Below are 16,154 nucleotides of genomic sequence, written 5' to 3'. Positions count from 1 at the left end.
TTAGCTGTTCACCCGGCCGAGGTAGTCGCTCGTGCGGGTGTCGACCTTGATCTTCTCACCGGTGGTGATGAAGAGCGGGACCTGGATCTGGTGGCCGGTCTCCAGCGTGGCGGGCTTGGTGCCGCCGGTGGAGCGGTCGCCCTGGACGCCCGGCTCGGTCTCGGCGATGGTCAGCTCGACGGCGGCCGGGAGCTCGACGAAGAGCACCTCGCCCTCGTGCTGGGCGACGGTGGCCTCGAAGCCCTCGATCAGGAAGTTGGCGGCGTCGCCGACGACCTTGCGGTCGATGTGGAGCTGGTCGTACGTCTCCAGGTCCATGAAGACGAAGTAGTCGCCGTCCATGTACGAGAACTGCATGTCGCGCTTGTCGACAGTGGCCGTCTCGACCTTGATACCGGCGTTGAACGTCTTGTCGACGACCTTGCCGGAGAGCACGTTCTTGAGCTTGGTGCGCACGAAGGCCGGGCCCTTGCCGGGCTTGACGTGCTGGAACTCGACGACGGACCAGAGCTGGCCGCCTTCGAGCTTGAGCACCATGCCGTTCTTGAGGTCGTTCGTGGAAGCCACGGTTGCGGAATCTCCTGGACTGACGTACGACCCCGGGGCACGCGCTACAGCGCGAGAAGCTCCTTGGTCGTGATGGTGAGTAGCTCGGGTCCGCCGTCCGCCTCGGGGCGTACGACGAGCGTGTCATCGATCCGGACACCGCCCCGGCCGGGGAGGTGGACCCCCGGTTCGACAGTGACCGGCACGCAAGCGTCCAGTTTACCCATGGCCGAGGGAGCCAACTGCGGGTCCTCGTCGATTTCGAGCCCCACACCGTGTCCGGTCAGCGGTGGAAGGCCCGCGCCGTACCCCGCGGAGTCCAGCACCTGACGCGCGGCTCGGTCCACGTCGCGGTACGCGGCCCCGGGCGCCAGGGCCTGCCGCCCGGCGCGCTGGGCGGCGAAGACGAGATCGTACAGCTCGATCTGCCAGTCCGCTGGTGAGGTGCCGATGACGAACGTACGGCCGATCTCGCAGCGGTAGCCGCGGTAGGTGGCCCCTAGGCAGACGGAGAGGAAATCGCCCTCCTCCACCCGCCGGTCGGTGGGGCGGTGCCCGCGGCGGCCGGAGTTGGGGCCGGTGGCGACGGAGGTGGCGAAGGCGGGCCCGTCGGCGCCGTGGTCGACGAGCCGGCGCTCCAGTTCGAGGCCGAGATGGCGCTCGGTGCGCCCGACGAGGATCGATTCGAGCAGCTCGCTCAGGGCCTGGTCGACGATCTCCGCCCCGATCCGCAGCAGGGCGATCTCCTCCTCGTCCTTGATCAGGCGCAGCTGCTCCACCGCGCCGCCGAGGTCGGCCAGCCGCAGCCGGGGCGCGACCGTCTGGAGGGCGCGGTGCCGGGCGACGGTCAGGTGGTGCTCCTCGACGGCCAGGGACTCGGCGCCCTGCGCGGCAGCCAGGTCGGCCGCCGCCACGGCGGGGTCGCGGCCGGTCGACGGCAGCACCTGCAGCCGCAGCGACGCGTCGGGCCGGCCGTCGGCGGGGTGGTCGTCCGGCTGTCCGGCGCACAGCAGCACGTCCTCGCCCAGGCCCAGCAGCAGCACGGCTCCCTTGGGCGCGGCGCCCGCGAGATAGCGGACGTTGGCAGGGCGGGAGACCAGCGTTGTCGCACTGCCACCCGCGCTGCCGCGTTCCCTCAGCCGCTCCCGGCGGGCCGCGTACACCTCTGACATGACCCGAGCCTACGAGCGGTGGCCGAATGTCGCCGGTCCAGCGGGGCCGGACGGGCGGCCGGGTGCCCGCCCGGGACGCCCGCGGGCCCGGGGAGGGTCCCGTACCGGCGATCCGTGAGGCCTCCCGCTACGGCTTCACCACTGCGGCGGGCTCGCGATCGAGCGGGCCAGTACCTCGTCCAGTACCCGGGCCGTGCCTGCCACGTCGAGCTGGGAGTTGTCGACGATCGGCAGCCCGGAGCCGTACCAGCCGGCCATACGGCCGTGGATACGGGCGACCTCCTCGTCGGTCAGGCGGCGGTTGCCGGTGCGCTCCGCGTTGCGCTCCAGGACTATCTCCAGGCCGGGGAGGAGGACGACCGGCAGCAGACCGGGGCCCACATGTCGCTTCCAGCCACCGAGTCCCACGACCGGGCGGTCCGGGAAGACGGCGTCGTCGAGGATGCACGAGATGCCGTTGGCCAGGAAGTTCCGCGCCGCGAAGCCGCAGGTGCGGCGGGCGAGACGATACTGCGCCTCCGAGTTGTCGTTCCACCCCGACTGCGGGTCGGCGAAGCCCGAGCGCACCCATTCGCGTACGTCGTCAAGACTGATGTGCGCGGTGGGAGCCCTGCGGTGGTCGGCCCAGTACTTGGCGACGCTCGTCTTGCCCGCACCCGCGGGACCGATGAGCAGCACGGCGAGCGTGGTGGACGAGGGGTCGGGTGCGCCGGCGGCGGGCGGTGTGCTCGGCATACCGACCGGACCGCCGGGCGGAAGCTGCACATGGCCCGTGGAGTCGGGCGCGGGTGGAACGGGCGCGGGGTGGGACGGGACGTGGGTGTGCGGTGCTGCGCGGGGCACCGGTGGTCCCGCGAAGCCCGGTGCGGGCGCGGGCGGGGTCTGCGGTGCGGGACCCGGCTGTCCCGGATGGGCGCCCGGGTGTCCCGGGTGGTGTGCGGCCGGTGACCAGGCGGTCGCCGGACCGTGCCCCGGCTGGTGGGGCGGCGGCAGCGGAGCTCCCACTGCGTCCTGCATCCGGTGCCACTCCGTCTCGTTCTTTCGGGCCCGCTCGCCTCCGGCGCGCCCCTCCGGCCCACACGCGGCAGGCGATCGACACTGGCGGCGGGGCGTGGCACCCCGCTGCCTACCGAACGGTACCGTTCCCGGCCGTCGTTGTGTGAACGGCCGGGGACGGCCCGAAGTGCCCATCGACACAGGCAAATCCGGTCAACCGGCTCCGACGGTGACGAGTCGCCCGTCGACCCGCCTTCCAGCGGGGCCACATCCCCTTCGGAACGGGCAACTCCCCTTTGGGAGGGGCTACTCCCCCACTTCGCCGTAGGCGGCGAGGAGGACGGCCGGGTCGGGGCCTTCCAGGACGGTGGGCTTGGCCAGACCGTCCAGGACGATGAAGCGGAGCAGGTCACCGCGGGACTTCTTGTCGACCTTCATGGTCTGCAGAAGCTTGGGCCACTGGTCGTAGCGGTAGTGCAGCGGCAGCCCCACCGATTCCAGGATCGTACGGTGACGGTCGGCGGTCGCGTCGTCCAACCGGCCTGCCAGACGGCCCAGTTCGGCGGCGAAGTGCATGCCCACGGCGACGGCGGCTCCGTGCCGCCACTTGTACCGCTCGTTCTTCTCGATCGCGTGGCCCAGGGTGTGCCCGTAGTTGAGGATCTCCCGCAGGCCCGACTCCTTCAGGTCCGAGGAGACCACCTCGGCCTTGACCTTGATGGAGCGTTCGATCAGCTCCGCGGTGTGCGGGCCCGCCGGAGTGCGGGCGGCCTGCGGGTCCTCCTCGATCAGCTCCAGGATCACCGGGTCGGCGATGAAGCCGGCCTTGATGACCTCCGCCAGCCCGGAGACGTAGTCGTTGACCGGGAGCGAGTCCAGCGCGGCCAGATCGCACAGTACGCCGGCGGGCGGATGGAAGGCGCCCACCAGGTTCTTGCCCTCGGCGGTGTTGATGCCGGTCTTGCCGCCCACCGCCGCGTCCACCATGGCCAGCACGGTGGTCGGGATCGCGATCCAGCGCACCCCGCGCAGCCAGGTGGCCGCCACGAATCCGGCCAGGTCCGTGGTGGCGCCACCGCCCACGCCCACGATCACATCGGAGCGGGTGAAGCCGGACTGGCCCAGCGCCTTCCAGCAGTAGGCGGCGACCTCGGCGGTCTTGGCCTCCTCCGCGTTCGGTACCTGGATCGCGACCGCCTCGTATCCCTGCTCGGCCAGGTCGGCACGGAGCGCCTCCCCGGTCTCGGCGAGGGCTTCGGGATGGATGACCGCGACCCGCTTGGCCCTGTCGCCGATCAGCCCGGCCAGCTCGCCCAGGAGCTGCCGGCCGACCAGGACCTCGTACGGGTCGGTGCCCGCGGTGCCGCCGACCTGGATCCGCGTCACTGCTTCGCTCATGCTTCCTTCAACTCCAGTGCGTCCAGGACGGCTTGGGTGACCTCTTCGGGCGTACGGCCGTCGGTGGCCACGACGGCGTGGGCGACCTCGGTGTACAGGTGGCGGCGGGCCTCCATCAGCTCTCGCCACTGCCGGCGGGGATTGACCGCCAGCAGCGGCCGGGCCGCGTTCAGGCCGGTCCGCTTGACCGCCTCCTCGACGTCCATCGACAGATAGACGACACGCCGGTCGGCGAGCAGCGCGCGGGTGTCCTCGTCCAGGATCGCCCCGCCGCCCAGGGCCAGGACGCCGTCGTGCTCGGCCAGCGCCTGGTGCACGGCCCGCTTCTCGATCGCGCGGAAGACCGGCTCGCCCTCGTCCACGAAGATGTCGGCGATGGTGCGCCCCTGCTCGGCCACGATGTCCTCGTCCGTGTCCCGGTAACCGACGCCCAGCCGCTCGGCCAGCAGCTGCCCGACGGTGGACTTGCCCACGCCCATCGGGCCGACCAGGACGACCAGTGGTGCGTTCACCGGATCGCCAGGTTCTCGAGGTACGAGCGGACGTTGCGGCGGGTCTCCGGCACGCTGTCGCCGCCGAACTTCTCCGCCACCGCGTCCGCGAGGACGAGGGCCACCATCGCCTCGGCGACGATCCCGGCGGCCGGCACGGCGCACACGTCCGAGCGCTGGTGGTGTGCCTGTGCCGCCTCCCCGGTGGAGACGTCCACCGTCCGCAACGCCCGGGGCACCGTCGCAATCGGCTTCATCGCGGCACGTACGCGCAGCAGTTCGCCGGTGGTCAGGCCGCCCTCGGTGCCGCCGGAGCGGCCCGTGGCCCGCTTGATGCCCTCGTCCGTGGTGAGGATCTCGTCGTGCGCCTTCGAGCCCGGCACCCGCGCCAGCTCGAACCCGTCACCGACCTCGACGCCCTTGATCGCCTGAATGCCCATCAACGCGGCCGCCAGGCGGGCGTCCAGACGCCGGTCCCAGTGCACATGCGAGCCCAGCCCCACCGGAACGCCGTACGCGAGCACCTCGACGACGCCGCCCAGGGTGTCGCCGTCGTTGTGCGCCTGGTCGATCTCCGCGACCATCGCCTTGGAGGCGTCCGCGTCCAGGCAGCGCACCGGGTCGGCGTCCAGCTTCTCCACGTCCGCCGGCGTCGGGTAGACGCCGTAGGGGGCCCTCGCGCTCGCCAGCTCGACGACGTGCGAGACGACCTCGATGCCCGCCGTCTCCTTCAGGTACGACCGGGCCACCGCCCCCAGCGCCACACGGGCCGCCGTCTCCCGCGCCGACGCCCGCTCCAGGATGGGCCGCGCCTCGTCGAACCCGTACTTCTGCATCCCCGCCAGATCGGCGTGCCCGGGCCGCGGCCGCGTCAGCGGAGCGTTGCGGGCCAGTCCCTCCAGCACGGCCGGATCCACCGGATCGGCCGCCATCACCTGCTCCCACTTGGGCCACTCGGTGTTCCCGACCATGATCGCCACCGGGGAGCCCAGCGTCAGGCCGTGCCGGACGCCACCCAGGAAGGTGACCTCGTCCCGCTCGAACTTCATCCGCGCACCGCGCCCATAGCCCAGCCGCCGCCGCGCCAGGTGATCCGCCACCATCTCCGTGGTGATCGGCACGCCGGCGGGAAGGCCCTCCAGCGTCGCGACGAGTGCGGGACCGTGGGACTCTCCCGCGGTCAGCCAGCGCAACCTGCTCAACGGTGCTCCTCAGTGCTCGCGCCCTGGTACTCCCCTGCGTACGCGCGTCCTCGCGTACGGCAACGGCGCGGCGGGGTGCGCGGCCCCGGCCCGCCACTCCGATCCTCCCACGTCCGGCGGCGGGAACCGGTCCCAGGTCCATTGGGCGGACGCGACCGCGCACGGGACGAGCCGCTCCCGGTCATCGCGCTCGCGAGTCCTACCGGGCGGCCAGGGCGTGCTCTCCCGCCCTGCGCATGGCGTCCAGTGGCGCGGGGGCGCGGCCCGTCATCTGTTCGACCTGGAGCACGGCCTGGTGCACCAGCAGGTCGAGGCCGCCGACGACGGCGCCGCCGTACGCGGACCAGCGTGCCGCGAGGGCGGTGGGCCACGGCTCGTACAGGACGTCGAAGAGGGTCGCGGGACGCTCCGGGGCGGCGGCGGCCAGGGCGTCCGTCGTGCCGGCCGGAGTGGTGGCGACCACCAGCGGGGCGCGCAGCGCACGCTCGGCGTCCGACCAGTCCGCGGTGCGCACGTCGATCTCCAGCCGCTCGCCCCACTGCCGCATCTCGGCGGCCCGCGCCTCGCTGCGGACGTAGGCGACGATCTCGCCCGTGCAGATCCGGGCCAGCGCGGCCAGCGCGGAGGACGCGGTGGCGCCCGCGCCCAGGATGGCGGCGGAGTCGACCTGCTCGATGCCCCGTTCGCGCAGTGCGGCGACCATTCCGGGGATGTCGGTGTTGTCGCCGACGCGCCGTCCGTCCCGGGTGAACACGACGGTGTTGACGGCTTCCACCGAGGCCGCCGTGTCGCTGATCGAGTCGAGCAGCGGGATGACGGCCCGCTTGAGGGGCATGGTCAGCGACAGCCCAGCCCATTCGGGTCCGAGGTCCTCGAAGAACCCGGGCAGCGCCTCCTCGTCGACCTCGAACCGGTCGTACGACCAGTCCTTCAGCCCCAGTTCCTCGTACGCGGCGCGGTGCAGCACCGGGGAGAGGGAGTGGGCGATCGGGGAGCCGAGGACGGCGGCTCGGCGCTTGCCGGCGGTGCCCGTCATTGTCCCTTCTTCTGCTCTTGCAGGTACTTCTGGCGGTTGCGGTTCTGCTCTTCGTTCGTCTCGGCGAACAGCGTCTCGTTGTCGTTGATCGAGACGAAGTAGTACCAGTTCCCCTTGGCGGGGCTGAGGGCGGACTTGATCGCCACCTCCCCTGGGTTGTCGATCGGTCCCGGCGGCAGGCCCTTGATCTTGTACGTGTTGTACGGGTCGTTGATCTGCCGCAGCGCATTGACGGAACCGGTGGCGAGCCTGGACTCACCGCGCAGGTAGTTCACCGTCGAGTCGAAGTCGAGCAGGCCGTAGGTCTCGGTGTTGTCCGGCTTGAGCCGGTTGTAGACGACCGTGGCGACCTTCTCGAAGTCGTGCTTGTACTTGCCCTCGGCCTGGACGAGGCTCGCGACCGTCAGGACCTGCAGCGGGCTCTCCAGATCGAGGCCCTTCGCCTTGGCCTGGATGCCGAACTCGGCGTACTTCGCCTTGGCCATGTCGACCATCTGCTTGAGGACGTCCTCGGGCTTCATGCCCTTGGCGACCGGATAGGCCGAGGGGTACAGGAAGCCTTCCAGCGGGTCCTTGATGCCCTTGCCGGTGTTGGCCCAGTCGGGAAGGCCGAGCTTCTGCCACTCCTTCTTGGCGATGTCCTTGGTCGTACCCGCCTTGAGCTTGAGGCGGTCGTCGATCGCCGCGTAGATCTTGGCGTTGCGCCATCCCTCGGCGATGATCAGGTTGTTCTTGCTCTTGGGGCTGAGCATCAACTGGACGGCGGCGGCCGCCGACATGTGCTTGTCCAGCGTGTACGTGCCCGCCTGAATGGTCTTGCCGTTGGGGTTCTGCTCCTGCGCCGCCACGAACGCGTCGACGCTCTTCACGACACCGGCATCTTTCAGCAGTCGTCCGATGGTGTAACCGCCGGACCCCTTGGGGATGGTGACCGTGATCTGTTCGCCGGTGCCCTCGCCCACATAGTCGGGCGCCGCGCCGAAACGATTTTGGTAGAACTGGTAGCCGAAGTATCCGGCTCCGCCGATGCCGCCGCCGAAGACCAGCACGACCACCAGACAGGCACATCCGTTGCGGCGCTTCTTGCCCTTGCCGCCGCGCCCGCGCCGGTCACCGCGGCCCTGGCGGTCGTCCCGCTCGTCGTCGTCCGCGTCCTCATCGTCGCCGCCACCGGCGAAGAAGGCGTGCTCGCCCTCGTCGGGACCCGGGTCCCAGTCCGTCTTCGGCTCCGGCTCGGCGCGCCGCCGGTTCGGCGGCTCGGGCGGCGGGTACGCGTCGGGCGTCTGGTAGAAGTCGGGCTGCTCACCGCCGTACGCGCTGGGCTGGGCGCCGTACGGGTCCGCGGGGTCGGCCGGGTACGCGGCATGGCCCTGCCTGCCACCGTCCCAGCCGCCGTCGCCGTACCCCTGCTGTGGATGACCGCCGGGAGGCTGCCGGTTCGACTGCGGTCCCGGCTGCTGCTGGTACTGCTGGTTGCCCTGGTCCGCGTACCGCTGGTAGTCCTGCTGCCGGTAGTCCTGCTGTCCCTGGTCGCCGTACTGCCGGTGGTCCTGCTGTCCCTGGTCGCCGTACTGCCGGTGGTCCTGCTGTCCCTGGTCGCCGTACTGCTGGTACTGCTGGTGGCCCTGGTCCCCGTACTGCTGGTAGTCCTGCTGTCCGTGGTCGTATGCGGCCGGCCGGCCGCCTTCCCACTCACCGTAGTGCTGCTGCGGCTGCTCCGGGTGGTACTGGGGCCCACCGCCGTGGGGGGACTGGGCCGCGTGGGCCTGCTGTCCTCCCCATCCGCCGTCCCCGTACAACGGGTCCTCCGGATGCCACGGTGCGGGGCCTGGGCCCCGGCCATACTCAGTCATCGATCCCCTAGAGCCGCGAGGCGGCGGTCGCGGGCGTTCACGACCCAGCTCCCGTTCCGCCTCATGCTGTGCGGTGGCTGTTCGAACACCATCGCATCGCGCGGAACGTTACCGTATCGCGATCAGATGACCACTTCGACGCCCTCGCCGGGTGATTGTCCTGACACCCGTTCGGATTCCAGCGCCTGCTGGAGGATGATGACGGCGGCCGCCTGGTCGATCACGGACCGGCCCTTCTTGGACTTCACGCCCGAGGCGCGCAGTCCCTGACTGGCCGTCACCGTGGTCATCCGCTCGTCCACGAGCCTGACCGGAACGGGGGCGATCAAACGGGCCAGCTCCTGGGCGAAGCCGCGGACCTTGACGGCGGCCGGGCCCTCGCCCCCCTTGAGGGAGCGAGGGAGACCGACGACGACCTCGATCGGCTCGTACTCCTCGACGAGTTGCTTCAGCCGGCGCTGAGCCGCCGGGATGTCCCGCCCCGGGACCGTCTCCACCGGAGTGGCCAGGATCCCGTCGGGGTCGCACGAGGCGACCCCGATCCGGGCGTCACCGACATCGATCGCGAGTCGGCGTCCTCTTCTCATGCTCCCGGCCGTTCCTACTTGTCCTACTTGCTTGTCCTACTTGACGGTCTCGGCGACCAGACGCTCCGCGGCGTCGATGGCCTCGCCGATGGCGGCCGGGTTCTGGCCGCCGCCCTGGGCGACGTCCGGCTTGCCGCCACCGCCGCCGCCGAGGGTCTTGGCGGCCGTGCGGACCAGGTCGCCGGCCTTGAGGCCGCGCTCGCGGGCGGCGTCGTTGGTGGCGATCACCGTGAGCGGCTTGCCGTTGTTGACGGTGAACAGGGCCACCACGGCGGGCCGTCCGCCCTGGATACGGCCGCGCACGTCGAGGACCAGCTTGCGCAGGTCGTCGGGCGTGGTGCCGTCCGGGACCTGGCCGGTGACGACGGCGACACCGCGGACGTCCTTGGCGGCCTCGGCGAGACCGGCGGCGGCCTGCAGGACCTTCTCGGCGCGGAACTTCTCGATCTCCTTCTCGGCGTCCTTCAGCTTGCCGAGCATGCCGGAGACCTTCTCGGGCAGGTCCTCGGGGCGCCCCTTGAGCAGCTCGGTGAGCTGGTTGACGACCGTGTGCTCGCGGGCGAGGAAGTTGTAGGCGTCGACGCCGACCAGGGCCTCGATACGACGGACACCCGAGCCGATCGAGGACTCGCCGAGCAGCTTCACCAGGCCCAGCTGGGCGGTGTTGTGCACGTGCGTGCCGCCGCACAGCTCCTTGGAGAAGTCGCCGATCGTCACGACGCGCACGCGCTCGCCGTACTTCTCGCCGAACTCGGCGATGGCGCCCTGCTTCCTGGCCTCGTCGATGCCCATGATCTCGGCCTGCACGTCCAGGTCACGGGCGAGCACCTCGTTGATCTTCTGCTCGACGTCGGTCATCACGGCCGTCGGGACGGCGGACGGGGAGCCGAAGTCGAAGCGGAAGCGGCCGGGCTGGTTCTCGGAACCGGCCTGGGCGGCCGTCGGGCCGAGGGCGTCGCGCAGCGCCTGGTGGGTCAGGTGGGTGGCCGAGTGGGCGCGGGCGATGGCCTTGCGGCGGCGGGAGTCGATCGAGGCGTGGGCCTTGGCGCCGAGGGTGACCTCGCCGACCTGGACGACGCCCTTGTGGACATAGACGCCGGGGACCGGCTTCTGGGTGTCGCGGACCTCGATCACGGCACCGGAGTCCACCTTGATGCGGCCGGTGTCGCCGATCTGGCCGCCGCCCTCGGCGTAGAACGGGGTGCGGTCGAGGACGATCTCGACCTCGTCGCCCTCGGTGGCGGCGGGCGAGGAGACGCCGTCGACGAGGATGCCGACGATCGTGGACTCGCCCTCGGTGGCCGTGTAGCCGATGAAGTCGGTCTGCCCGGCGGCGTCGGCGATCTCGCGGTAGGCGCCGAGGTCGGCGTGGCCGGTCTTCTTGGCCTGGGCGTCGGCCTTGGCGCGCTCCCGCTGCTCCTTCATCAGGCGGCGGAAGCCCTCCTCGTCCACGGACAGCCCCTGCTCGGCGGCCATCTCCAGGGTGAGGTCGATCGGGAAGCCCCAGGTGTCGTGGAGCAGGAAGGCCTTGTCGCCGGGGAGGACGGTGCCGCCGGTGGCCTTGGTCTCGGTCACGGCGGTGTCGAGGATGTTGGTGCCGGCCTTCAGCGTCTTGAGGAAGGCGGCCTCCTCGGCCAGGGCGACCTTCTCGATGCGCTCGCGGTCGGTGGTGAGCTCGGGGTACTGCTTGCCCATCATCTCGATCACGGTGTCGATGAGCTCCTTGACCACCGGACCGGTGGCACCGAGCAGCCGCATGTTGCGGATGGCGCGGCGCATGATGCGGCGCAGAACGTAGCCGCGGCCCTCGTTGCCCGGGGTGACGCCGTCGCCGATGAGCATGGTGGCGGTGCGCATGTGGTCGGTGACGACACGCAGCGAGACGTCCGACTCGTGCGAGTCGCCGTAGGCGACGCCGGTGAGCTGGGTGGCCTTGTTGATCACGGCCATGGAGGTGTCGATCTCGTACATGTTCTGCACGCCCTGCAGAATCATGGCGAGCCGCTCCAGGCCGAGGCCGGTGTCGATGTTCTTGCTCGGCAGGTCGCCCAGGATCTCGAAGTTGTCCTTGCCGGTGCCCTCGCCGCGCTCGTACTGCATGAAGACGAGGTTCCAGATCTCGACGTACCGCTCGTCGTTGACGGCCGGGCCGCCCTCGACGCCGAACTCCGGACCACGGTCGTAGTTGATCTCGGAACAGGGACCGCAGGGGCCGGGCACGCCCATCGACCAGAAGTTGTCCTTCATGCCAAGACGCTGGATGCGCTCGGCCGGGACGCCGATGACGTCGCGCCAGATCTGCTCGGCCTCGTCGTCGTCCTGATACACCGTGATCCACAGACGCTCGGGGTCGAGGCCGTAACCACCCTTGTCCTGGGGCGTGGTGAGCAGCTCCCAGGCGAACTTGATGGCGCCTTCCTTGAAGTAGTCGCCGAAGGAGAAGTTGCCGCACATCTGGAAGAACGTGCCGTGCCGCGTGGTCTTGCCGACCTCTTCGATGTCCGGCGTGCGCACGCACTTCTGCACGCTGGTGGCGCGCGGGAACGGCGGCTTGACCTCGCCCAGGAAGTAGGGCTTGAAGGGCACCATGCCGGCCGGGACGAGGAGCAGAGTCGGGTCGTCCGCGATGAGCGACGCCGAAGGGACGACGGTGTGACCGCGCTCCTCGAAGAAGCTCAACCAGCGGCGGCGGATTTCAGCCGACTCCATCAGTGGTCCTCATTCCGGTTGTACGAGTACGTCGACGTCTCGATGTGTTTCGGGCTGTTGCGGTTCTCGATGGCGGCGTGCCGCCGGGGTGCGGGCAGCTGATCGACGGGGGCGTTCAGGCCGAGCGCGTCGTCCAGTTCGGCCTCCCGCTGTGCCATGCCGGCGCGGACGTCGGACGCGAATTCCAGCGCGCGGTCCTTGAGCCGGTGGCCGGCCTCGACCGCCTTGGTCGCCGCCTGCGCGGCCAGGTTCTCGGGGGTCAGCTGCTTCAGCTTGCGGTTGACCTTGGTGGTGGCCCACACACCGGCGGCGACGCCCGTGGTGAACCAGAAGGTACGGCGGAACATCGCTCGGTCAGTTCCCCTTTTCCCGGTTGTCTCCCCGGTTGCCGCGCTTCGCCCGCCGCGCGGACGGGACGGCGCGGCCCACGATCACGGTACGCCGGGGCGCCTTGGCGGGCACGTCGTCACGGCGGCCGGCGATCGCCCGGCGCACGCCGTAGCCGAAGGCCGCGACCTTGACCAGGGGGCCGCCGAAGGTGGACGCCACGGTCGTCGAGAGCGCCGACGCGTTCGACGTGACCTCCTGGACGTCCGAGGCGATCGCGTCGACCCGGTCGATCTGGGTCTGCGCGGAGCGCACCGTGGTCGAGGCCTCCGCCAGCAGCGGGACGGCCTGGTCGGTCACGTCCGCCACCAGCTTGGTGGTCGCCTTGAGCGTCTGGGCCAGCCTCGCCAGCGCAACCGCGAGGAAGGAGACCAGGATCGCCCAGAAGACGGCCACGATGATCCCGGCCACCTCTCCACCGGACACCGCGCGCACCCGCTCCCTAGAACGTGCCTGAACATCGAAAAGTCGTCTCCCGAGCCTATCGCGCCGGGGCGGCGGGTCCGTACCGGATTACGGACCGCCCACCGGAGAGTTGCGCCGGGCGTCGACACGGAACGCGTCCATTGCGATACGCACCGTCAACGGCCGCTCCTGGCCTTCGGGTTCGACCGGACATGCGGCAGCCCGCCGTCCGCCCGCCGCAAGGGCGGGGAGACGACGGGCTGATGTGCTGGGAGTCCTGCGTCCGCGGAGAGCGATCAGCGGGCGTAGTACTCGACGACGAGCTGCTCGTCGCAGATCACCGGGATCTCCTTGCGGTTCGGCTCGCGGTCCAGGCGGAACGCCAGGGCCTTGAGGTTCACCTGGAGGTAGCGCGGGGTCTCGCCGTCGGGGGCGAAGCCACCCTCGCGGGCGACCTGGAAGAGCGTCTTCTCACGGCTGCGCTCGCGGACCATCACGACGTCGTCGGGACGGACGCGGTACGACGGCTTGTCGACCTTGTGGCCGTTGACCTCGAGGTGGCCGTGGGTGACCATCTGGCGGGCCTGGTAGATCGTGCGGGCGATGCCCGAACGCAGGACCAGCGCGTCGAGACGGCGCTCCAGCTCCACGATCAGGGCCTCACCGGTCTTGCCCTGGACCTTGGAGGCACGCTCGTAGGCGCGCACCAGCTGGCGCTCGGAGACGTCGTACTGAGCGCGCAGGCGCTGCTTCTCCAGCAGACGGACCTTGTAGTCCGAGTTCTGCTTGCGGCCGCGGCCGTGCTCGCCCGGCGGGTAGGGGCGGGCCTCGAAGTACTTGACGGCCTTCGGGGTCAGCGCGATACCGAGGGCACGCGACTTCTTGACCTTGGGGCGGGACTGGTTCGCCATGAACCAAACACCTCGTGTTTCTGTTTGTGATCGGCTTCACCAGGGTTAGGGGAGGTCGCATCCGCAGCCGGGGAAACCCCGCGGGTCCGGGTGGGACCTGCCGGGCAGCCGCTCCCCTGATCTGGGCACATACGTGCAGCACGCGAGTGGCCCACCGACCTGTCCCCCGGGGCTGCCGGGGAGGTGGTGGGCTGCCCGCGACACCGTTCGACGGTGCGCGACGCTCCTGGATCCCCGTGCCGTACGGCGATGGGGATCCGGCTGGATGTCCCGCTCTGGTGGCGCCGACCCCTCTGCTGAGGTGCCGGACACGGGACGCAGCGCTTCGGGTAAGTCTACCGCGCGGTCACGACTGCTTCCGACCGAGGTGCTTGCGGGTCCACTCGACGGCGTCCGCGTACCGCGCCTCCGCGCCGTGCCGGGTCGGGGTGTAGTACTCCCGGTCCTTGAGCGCGTCCGGGGCGTACTGCTGGGCGGCGATGCCCTCCGGCAGGTCGTGCGGATACACATACCCCTGCGCGTGGCCGAGCTTGGCCGCGCCCTTGTAGTGGCCGTCGCGCAGATGCGGGGGCACGGGCCCGGCCAGTCCCTTGCGGACGTCCTCCATGGCCGCGCCGATCGCCGTGGTCGCCGCGTTGGACTTGGGGGCCAGGGCCAGGGCGATGGTTGCGTGACTGAGGGTGAGCGCGGCCTCCGGGAAGCCGATCATGGCGACTGCCTGGGCGGCGGCGACGGCTGTCGGCAGCGCGTGGGGATCGGCGAGCCCGATGTCCTCGCTCGCGGAGATCATCAGACGGCGGGCGATGAAGCGGGGGTCCTCCCCGGCCTCGATCATCCGGGCCAGATAGTGCAGCGCGGCGTCGACGTCGGAGCCGCGGATCGACTTGATCAGGGCGCTCGCCACGTCGTAGTGCTGGTCGCCGTCGCGGTCGTACTTCACCGCGGCGCGGTCGACGGTCTCCTCCAGGGTCGTCAGGCCGATCTCCGGCTCCCCCTTGTCGAGCGCGGCCCCGGCCGCGGCCTCGAGGGCGGTCAAGGCGCGGCGGGCGTCGCCGCCGGCGATCCGCAGCAGATGGGCCTCGGTGTCCTCGGGGAGCGTGACGGCACCCGCCAGGCCGCGCTCGGCGGCCAGGGCCCGGCGCAGCAGACCGCGCACGTCGTCGTCCGTGAGCGGTTCGAGGGTGAGCAGCAGGGAGCGGGACAGCAGCGGGGAGATCACCGAGAAGTACGGGTTCTCCGTGGTGGCCGCTATCAGGGTCACCCAGCGGTTCTCGACGGCCGGGAGCAGGGAGTCCTGCTGGGCCTTGCTGAAGCGGTGGATCTCGTCGAGGAACAGGACGGTCTCCTTGCCGAAGCCGCCGGTGGCGCGCCGGGCGCCGTCGATGACCGCGCGGACCTCCTTCACACCCGCGGTGATCGCCGACAGCTCCACGAAGCGCTTGTTGGTGGCCTTCGAGACGACGTACGCCAGTGTGGTCTTGCCGGTGCCGGGCGGGCCCCAGAGGATCACCGAGGAGGGTCCGGCGGGGCCGCCGTTGCCCTCGCCGACCAGTCTGCGCAGGGGGGATCCGGGCTTGAGCAGGTGCTGCTGGCCCACCACCTCGTCAAGGGTGCGCGGGCGCATACGGACGGCCAGGGGGCTGCCGGCCGGGTCCTTCTCCTGGCGTTCTTCTGCGGCGGCGGTGAACAGGTCGGGCTCCACGCTGAAACCCTATGTCACCCCGCTGACAACGCCGCCCGGTCCCGGCTCAGGCCCAGAGCTGGCCGCCCCACCGGGTCAGGATCAGCATGGCGATGATGCCGACGTGGGTGACCGGCAGCACCCAGGTGAACTCGCCGAGGAAGTTCTTGACCGGGCGCGGGGCGGGCAGGAAGTCGTTGCGGACGTTGAACGAGGTCACGTACCAGAACATGGTGATCGTGGCGACCCAGGCCAGCGAGCACCACAGGCACAGCGCGTTGATCCGGTACAGCGACTGGAACTGCAGCCAGGTGCAGAAGGCCACGCCGAAGAGCGTGCCGAAGTTGAAGGTCAGCCAGTACCAGCGCGGGAAGGGGGCGCGGGCGAGCAGGCTCATGCCGACGCAGATGACGATGCCGTAGCAGACGAGGCCGAGCATCGGGTTGGGGAAGCCGAAGGCGGCGGCCTGCTTGCTCTCCATCACGCTGCCGCAGGACACGATCGGGTTGATGCTGCAGCTCGGGGTGAACGTCTTGCCGCTCACCTTGCCCTCAAGGATCTTGAACTTGTCGAGCGTGATGACCCACGCGGCCAGCAGACCAGCGGCCCCGGTGATCACCAGCAGCAGGGCGAACGCGCGGCTGCCGCCCACCGTCCGGGGCGCGTCGGTGCGTTCCGGCTCGGTGGACTCGGTGGAGACGTCCTTCACTGTCGTCTTGGTCATCACGCCGATTCCGATACTTGGAGGGGTGCATCTGCGGGCACTGGTCATTGTGCCGC

15 protein-coding genes are annotated in these 16,154 nt (G+C 70.5%); all 15 read right to left on the bottom strand.

What is annotated here, in order from left to right:
* Positions 1-567, bottom strand: a complete 567-nt coding sequence (gene efp / locus ASC56_RS20275; protein ID WP_055492877.1) for an elongation factor P — start codon at positions 565-567, stop codon at positions 1-3.
* Between the two features lie 44 nt (positions 568-611).
* Positions 612-1,718: an aminopeptidase P family protein gene (locus ASC56_RS20270; protein WP_055492876.1), complete on the bottom strand. Its 1,107-nt coding sequence runs from the start codon at positions 1,716-1,718 to the stop codon at positions 612-614.
* A gap of 135 nt (positions 1,719-1,853) precedes the next feature.
* Positions 1,854-2,735: a Pro-rich N-terminal domain-containing protein gene (locus ASC56_RS20265; RefSeq protein ID WP_079102610.1), complete on the bottom strand. Its 882-nt coding sequence runs from the start codon at positions 2,733-2,735 to the stop codon at positions 1,854-1,856.
* Between the two features lie 285 nt (positions 2,736-3,020).
* Positions 3,021-4,112, bottom strand: coding sequence for a 3-dehydroquinate synthase (gene aroB, locus ASC56_RS20260; protein ID WP_055492874.1), 1,092 nt, complete (start codon positions 4,110-4,112; stop codon positions 3,021-3,023).
* A complete protein-coding gene (locus tag ASC56_RS20255; RefSeq protein WP_055493011.1) occupies positions 4,109-4,591 on the bottom strand; it encodes a shikimate kinase in 483 nt (160 codons plus the stop codon). The genes aroB and ASC56_RS20255 overlap by 4 nt, the downstream gene beginning before the upstream one ends.
* 29 nt (positions 4,592-4,620) lie before the next feature.
* Positions 4,621-5,805 carry a chorismate synthase gene (gene aroC, locus ASC56_RS20250; protein ID WP_055492873.1) on the bottom strand — a complete coding sequence of 395 codons (1,185 nt, stop codon included), beginning with the start codon at positions 5,803-5,805 and terminating at the stop codon, positions 4,621-4,623.
* Between the two features lie 199 nt (positions 5,806-6,004).
* Positions 6,005-6,841 carry a shikimate dehydrogenase gene (locus ASC56_RS20245; RefSeq protein WP_055492872.1) on the bottom strand — a complete coding sequence of 279 codons (837 nt, stop codon included), beginning with the start codon at positions 6,839-6,841 and terminating at the stop codon, positions 6,005-6,007.
* Positions 6,838-8,694 carry an endolytic transglycosylase MltG gene (gene mltG, locus ASC56_RS20240; protein WP_055492871.1) on the bottom strand — a complete coding sequence of 619 codons (1,857 nt, stop codon included), beginning with the start codon at positions 8,692-8,694 and terminating at the stop codon, positions 6,838-6,840. Before mltG ends, ASC56_RS20245 begins: the two co-directional genes overlap by 4 nt.
* Positions 8,695-8,816: 122 nt before the next feature.
* On the bottom strand, positions 8,817-9,281 hold the full coding sequence (gene ruvX / locus ASC56_RS20235) for a Holliday junction resolvase RuvX (RefSeq protein WP_055492870.1): 465 nt from the start codon (positions 9,279-9,281) through the stop codon (positions 8,817-8,819).
* Between the two features lie 36 nt (positions 9,282-9,317).
* Entirely contained in the window at positions 9,318-11,990 is a 2,673-nt protein-coding gene (gene alaS, locus ASC56_RS20230) for an alanine--tRNA ligase (protein WP_055492869.1), read from the bottom strand.
* On the bottom strand, positions 11,990-12,337 hold the full coding sequence (locus ASC56_RS20225) for a hypothetical protein (RefSeq protein ID WP_055492868.1): 348 nt from the start codon (positions 12,335-12,337) through the stop codon (positions 11,990-11,992). Before ASC56_RS20225 ends, alaS begins: the two co-directional genes overlap by 1 nt.
* A 7-nt stretch (positions 12,338-12,344) precedes the next feature.
* The gene (locus ASC56_RS20220; RefSeq protein ID WP_055493010.1) at positions 12,345-12,803 is read right to left on the bottom strand and encodes a DUF948 domain-containing protein; all 459 of its coding nucleotides are present in this window, start codon (positions 12,801-12,803) and stop codon (positions 12,345-12,347) included.
* A gap of 275 nt (positions 12,804-13,078) precedes the next feature.
* Positions 13,079-13,693, bottom strand: coding sequence for a 30S ribosomal protein S4 (rpsD, locus tag ASC56_RS20215; RefSeq protein ID WP_055492867.1), 615 nt, complete (start codon positions 13,691-13,693; stop codon positions 13,079-13,081).
* A 346-nt stretch (positions 13,694-14,039) separates the two neighbouring features.
* Positions 14,040-15,395, bottom strand: a complete 1,356-nt coding sequence (locus tag ASC56_RS20210) for a replication-associated recombination protein A (RefSeq protein ID WP_055492866.1) — start codon at positions 15,393-15,395, stop codon at positions 14,040-14,042.
* A gap of 46 nt (positions 15,396-15,441) precedes the next feature.
* Positions 15,442-16,098 carry a vitamin K epoxide reductase family protein gene (locus tag ASC56_RS20205; protein ID WP_055492865.1) on the bottom strand — a complete coding sequence of 219 codons (657 nt, stop codon included), beginning with the start codon at positions 16,096-16,098 and terminating at the stop codon, positions 15,442-15,444.
* Between the last annotated feature and the right edge of the window lie 56 nt (positions 16,099-16,154).

The sequence above is a fragment of the Streptomyces sp. TP-A0356 genome (assembly GCF_001417775.1).
In the GTDB taxonomy this organism is placed as follows: domain Bacteria; phylum Actinomycetota; class Actinomycetes; order Streptomycetales; family Streptomycetaceae; genus Streptomyces.
This window is presented reverse-complemented; position numbering and strand designations above follow the sequence as displayed.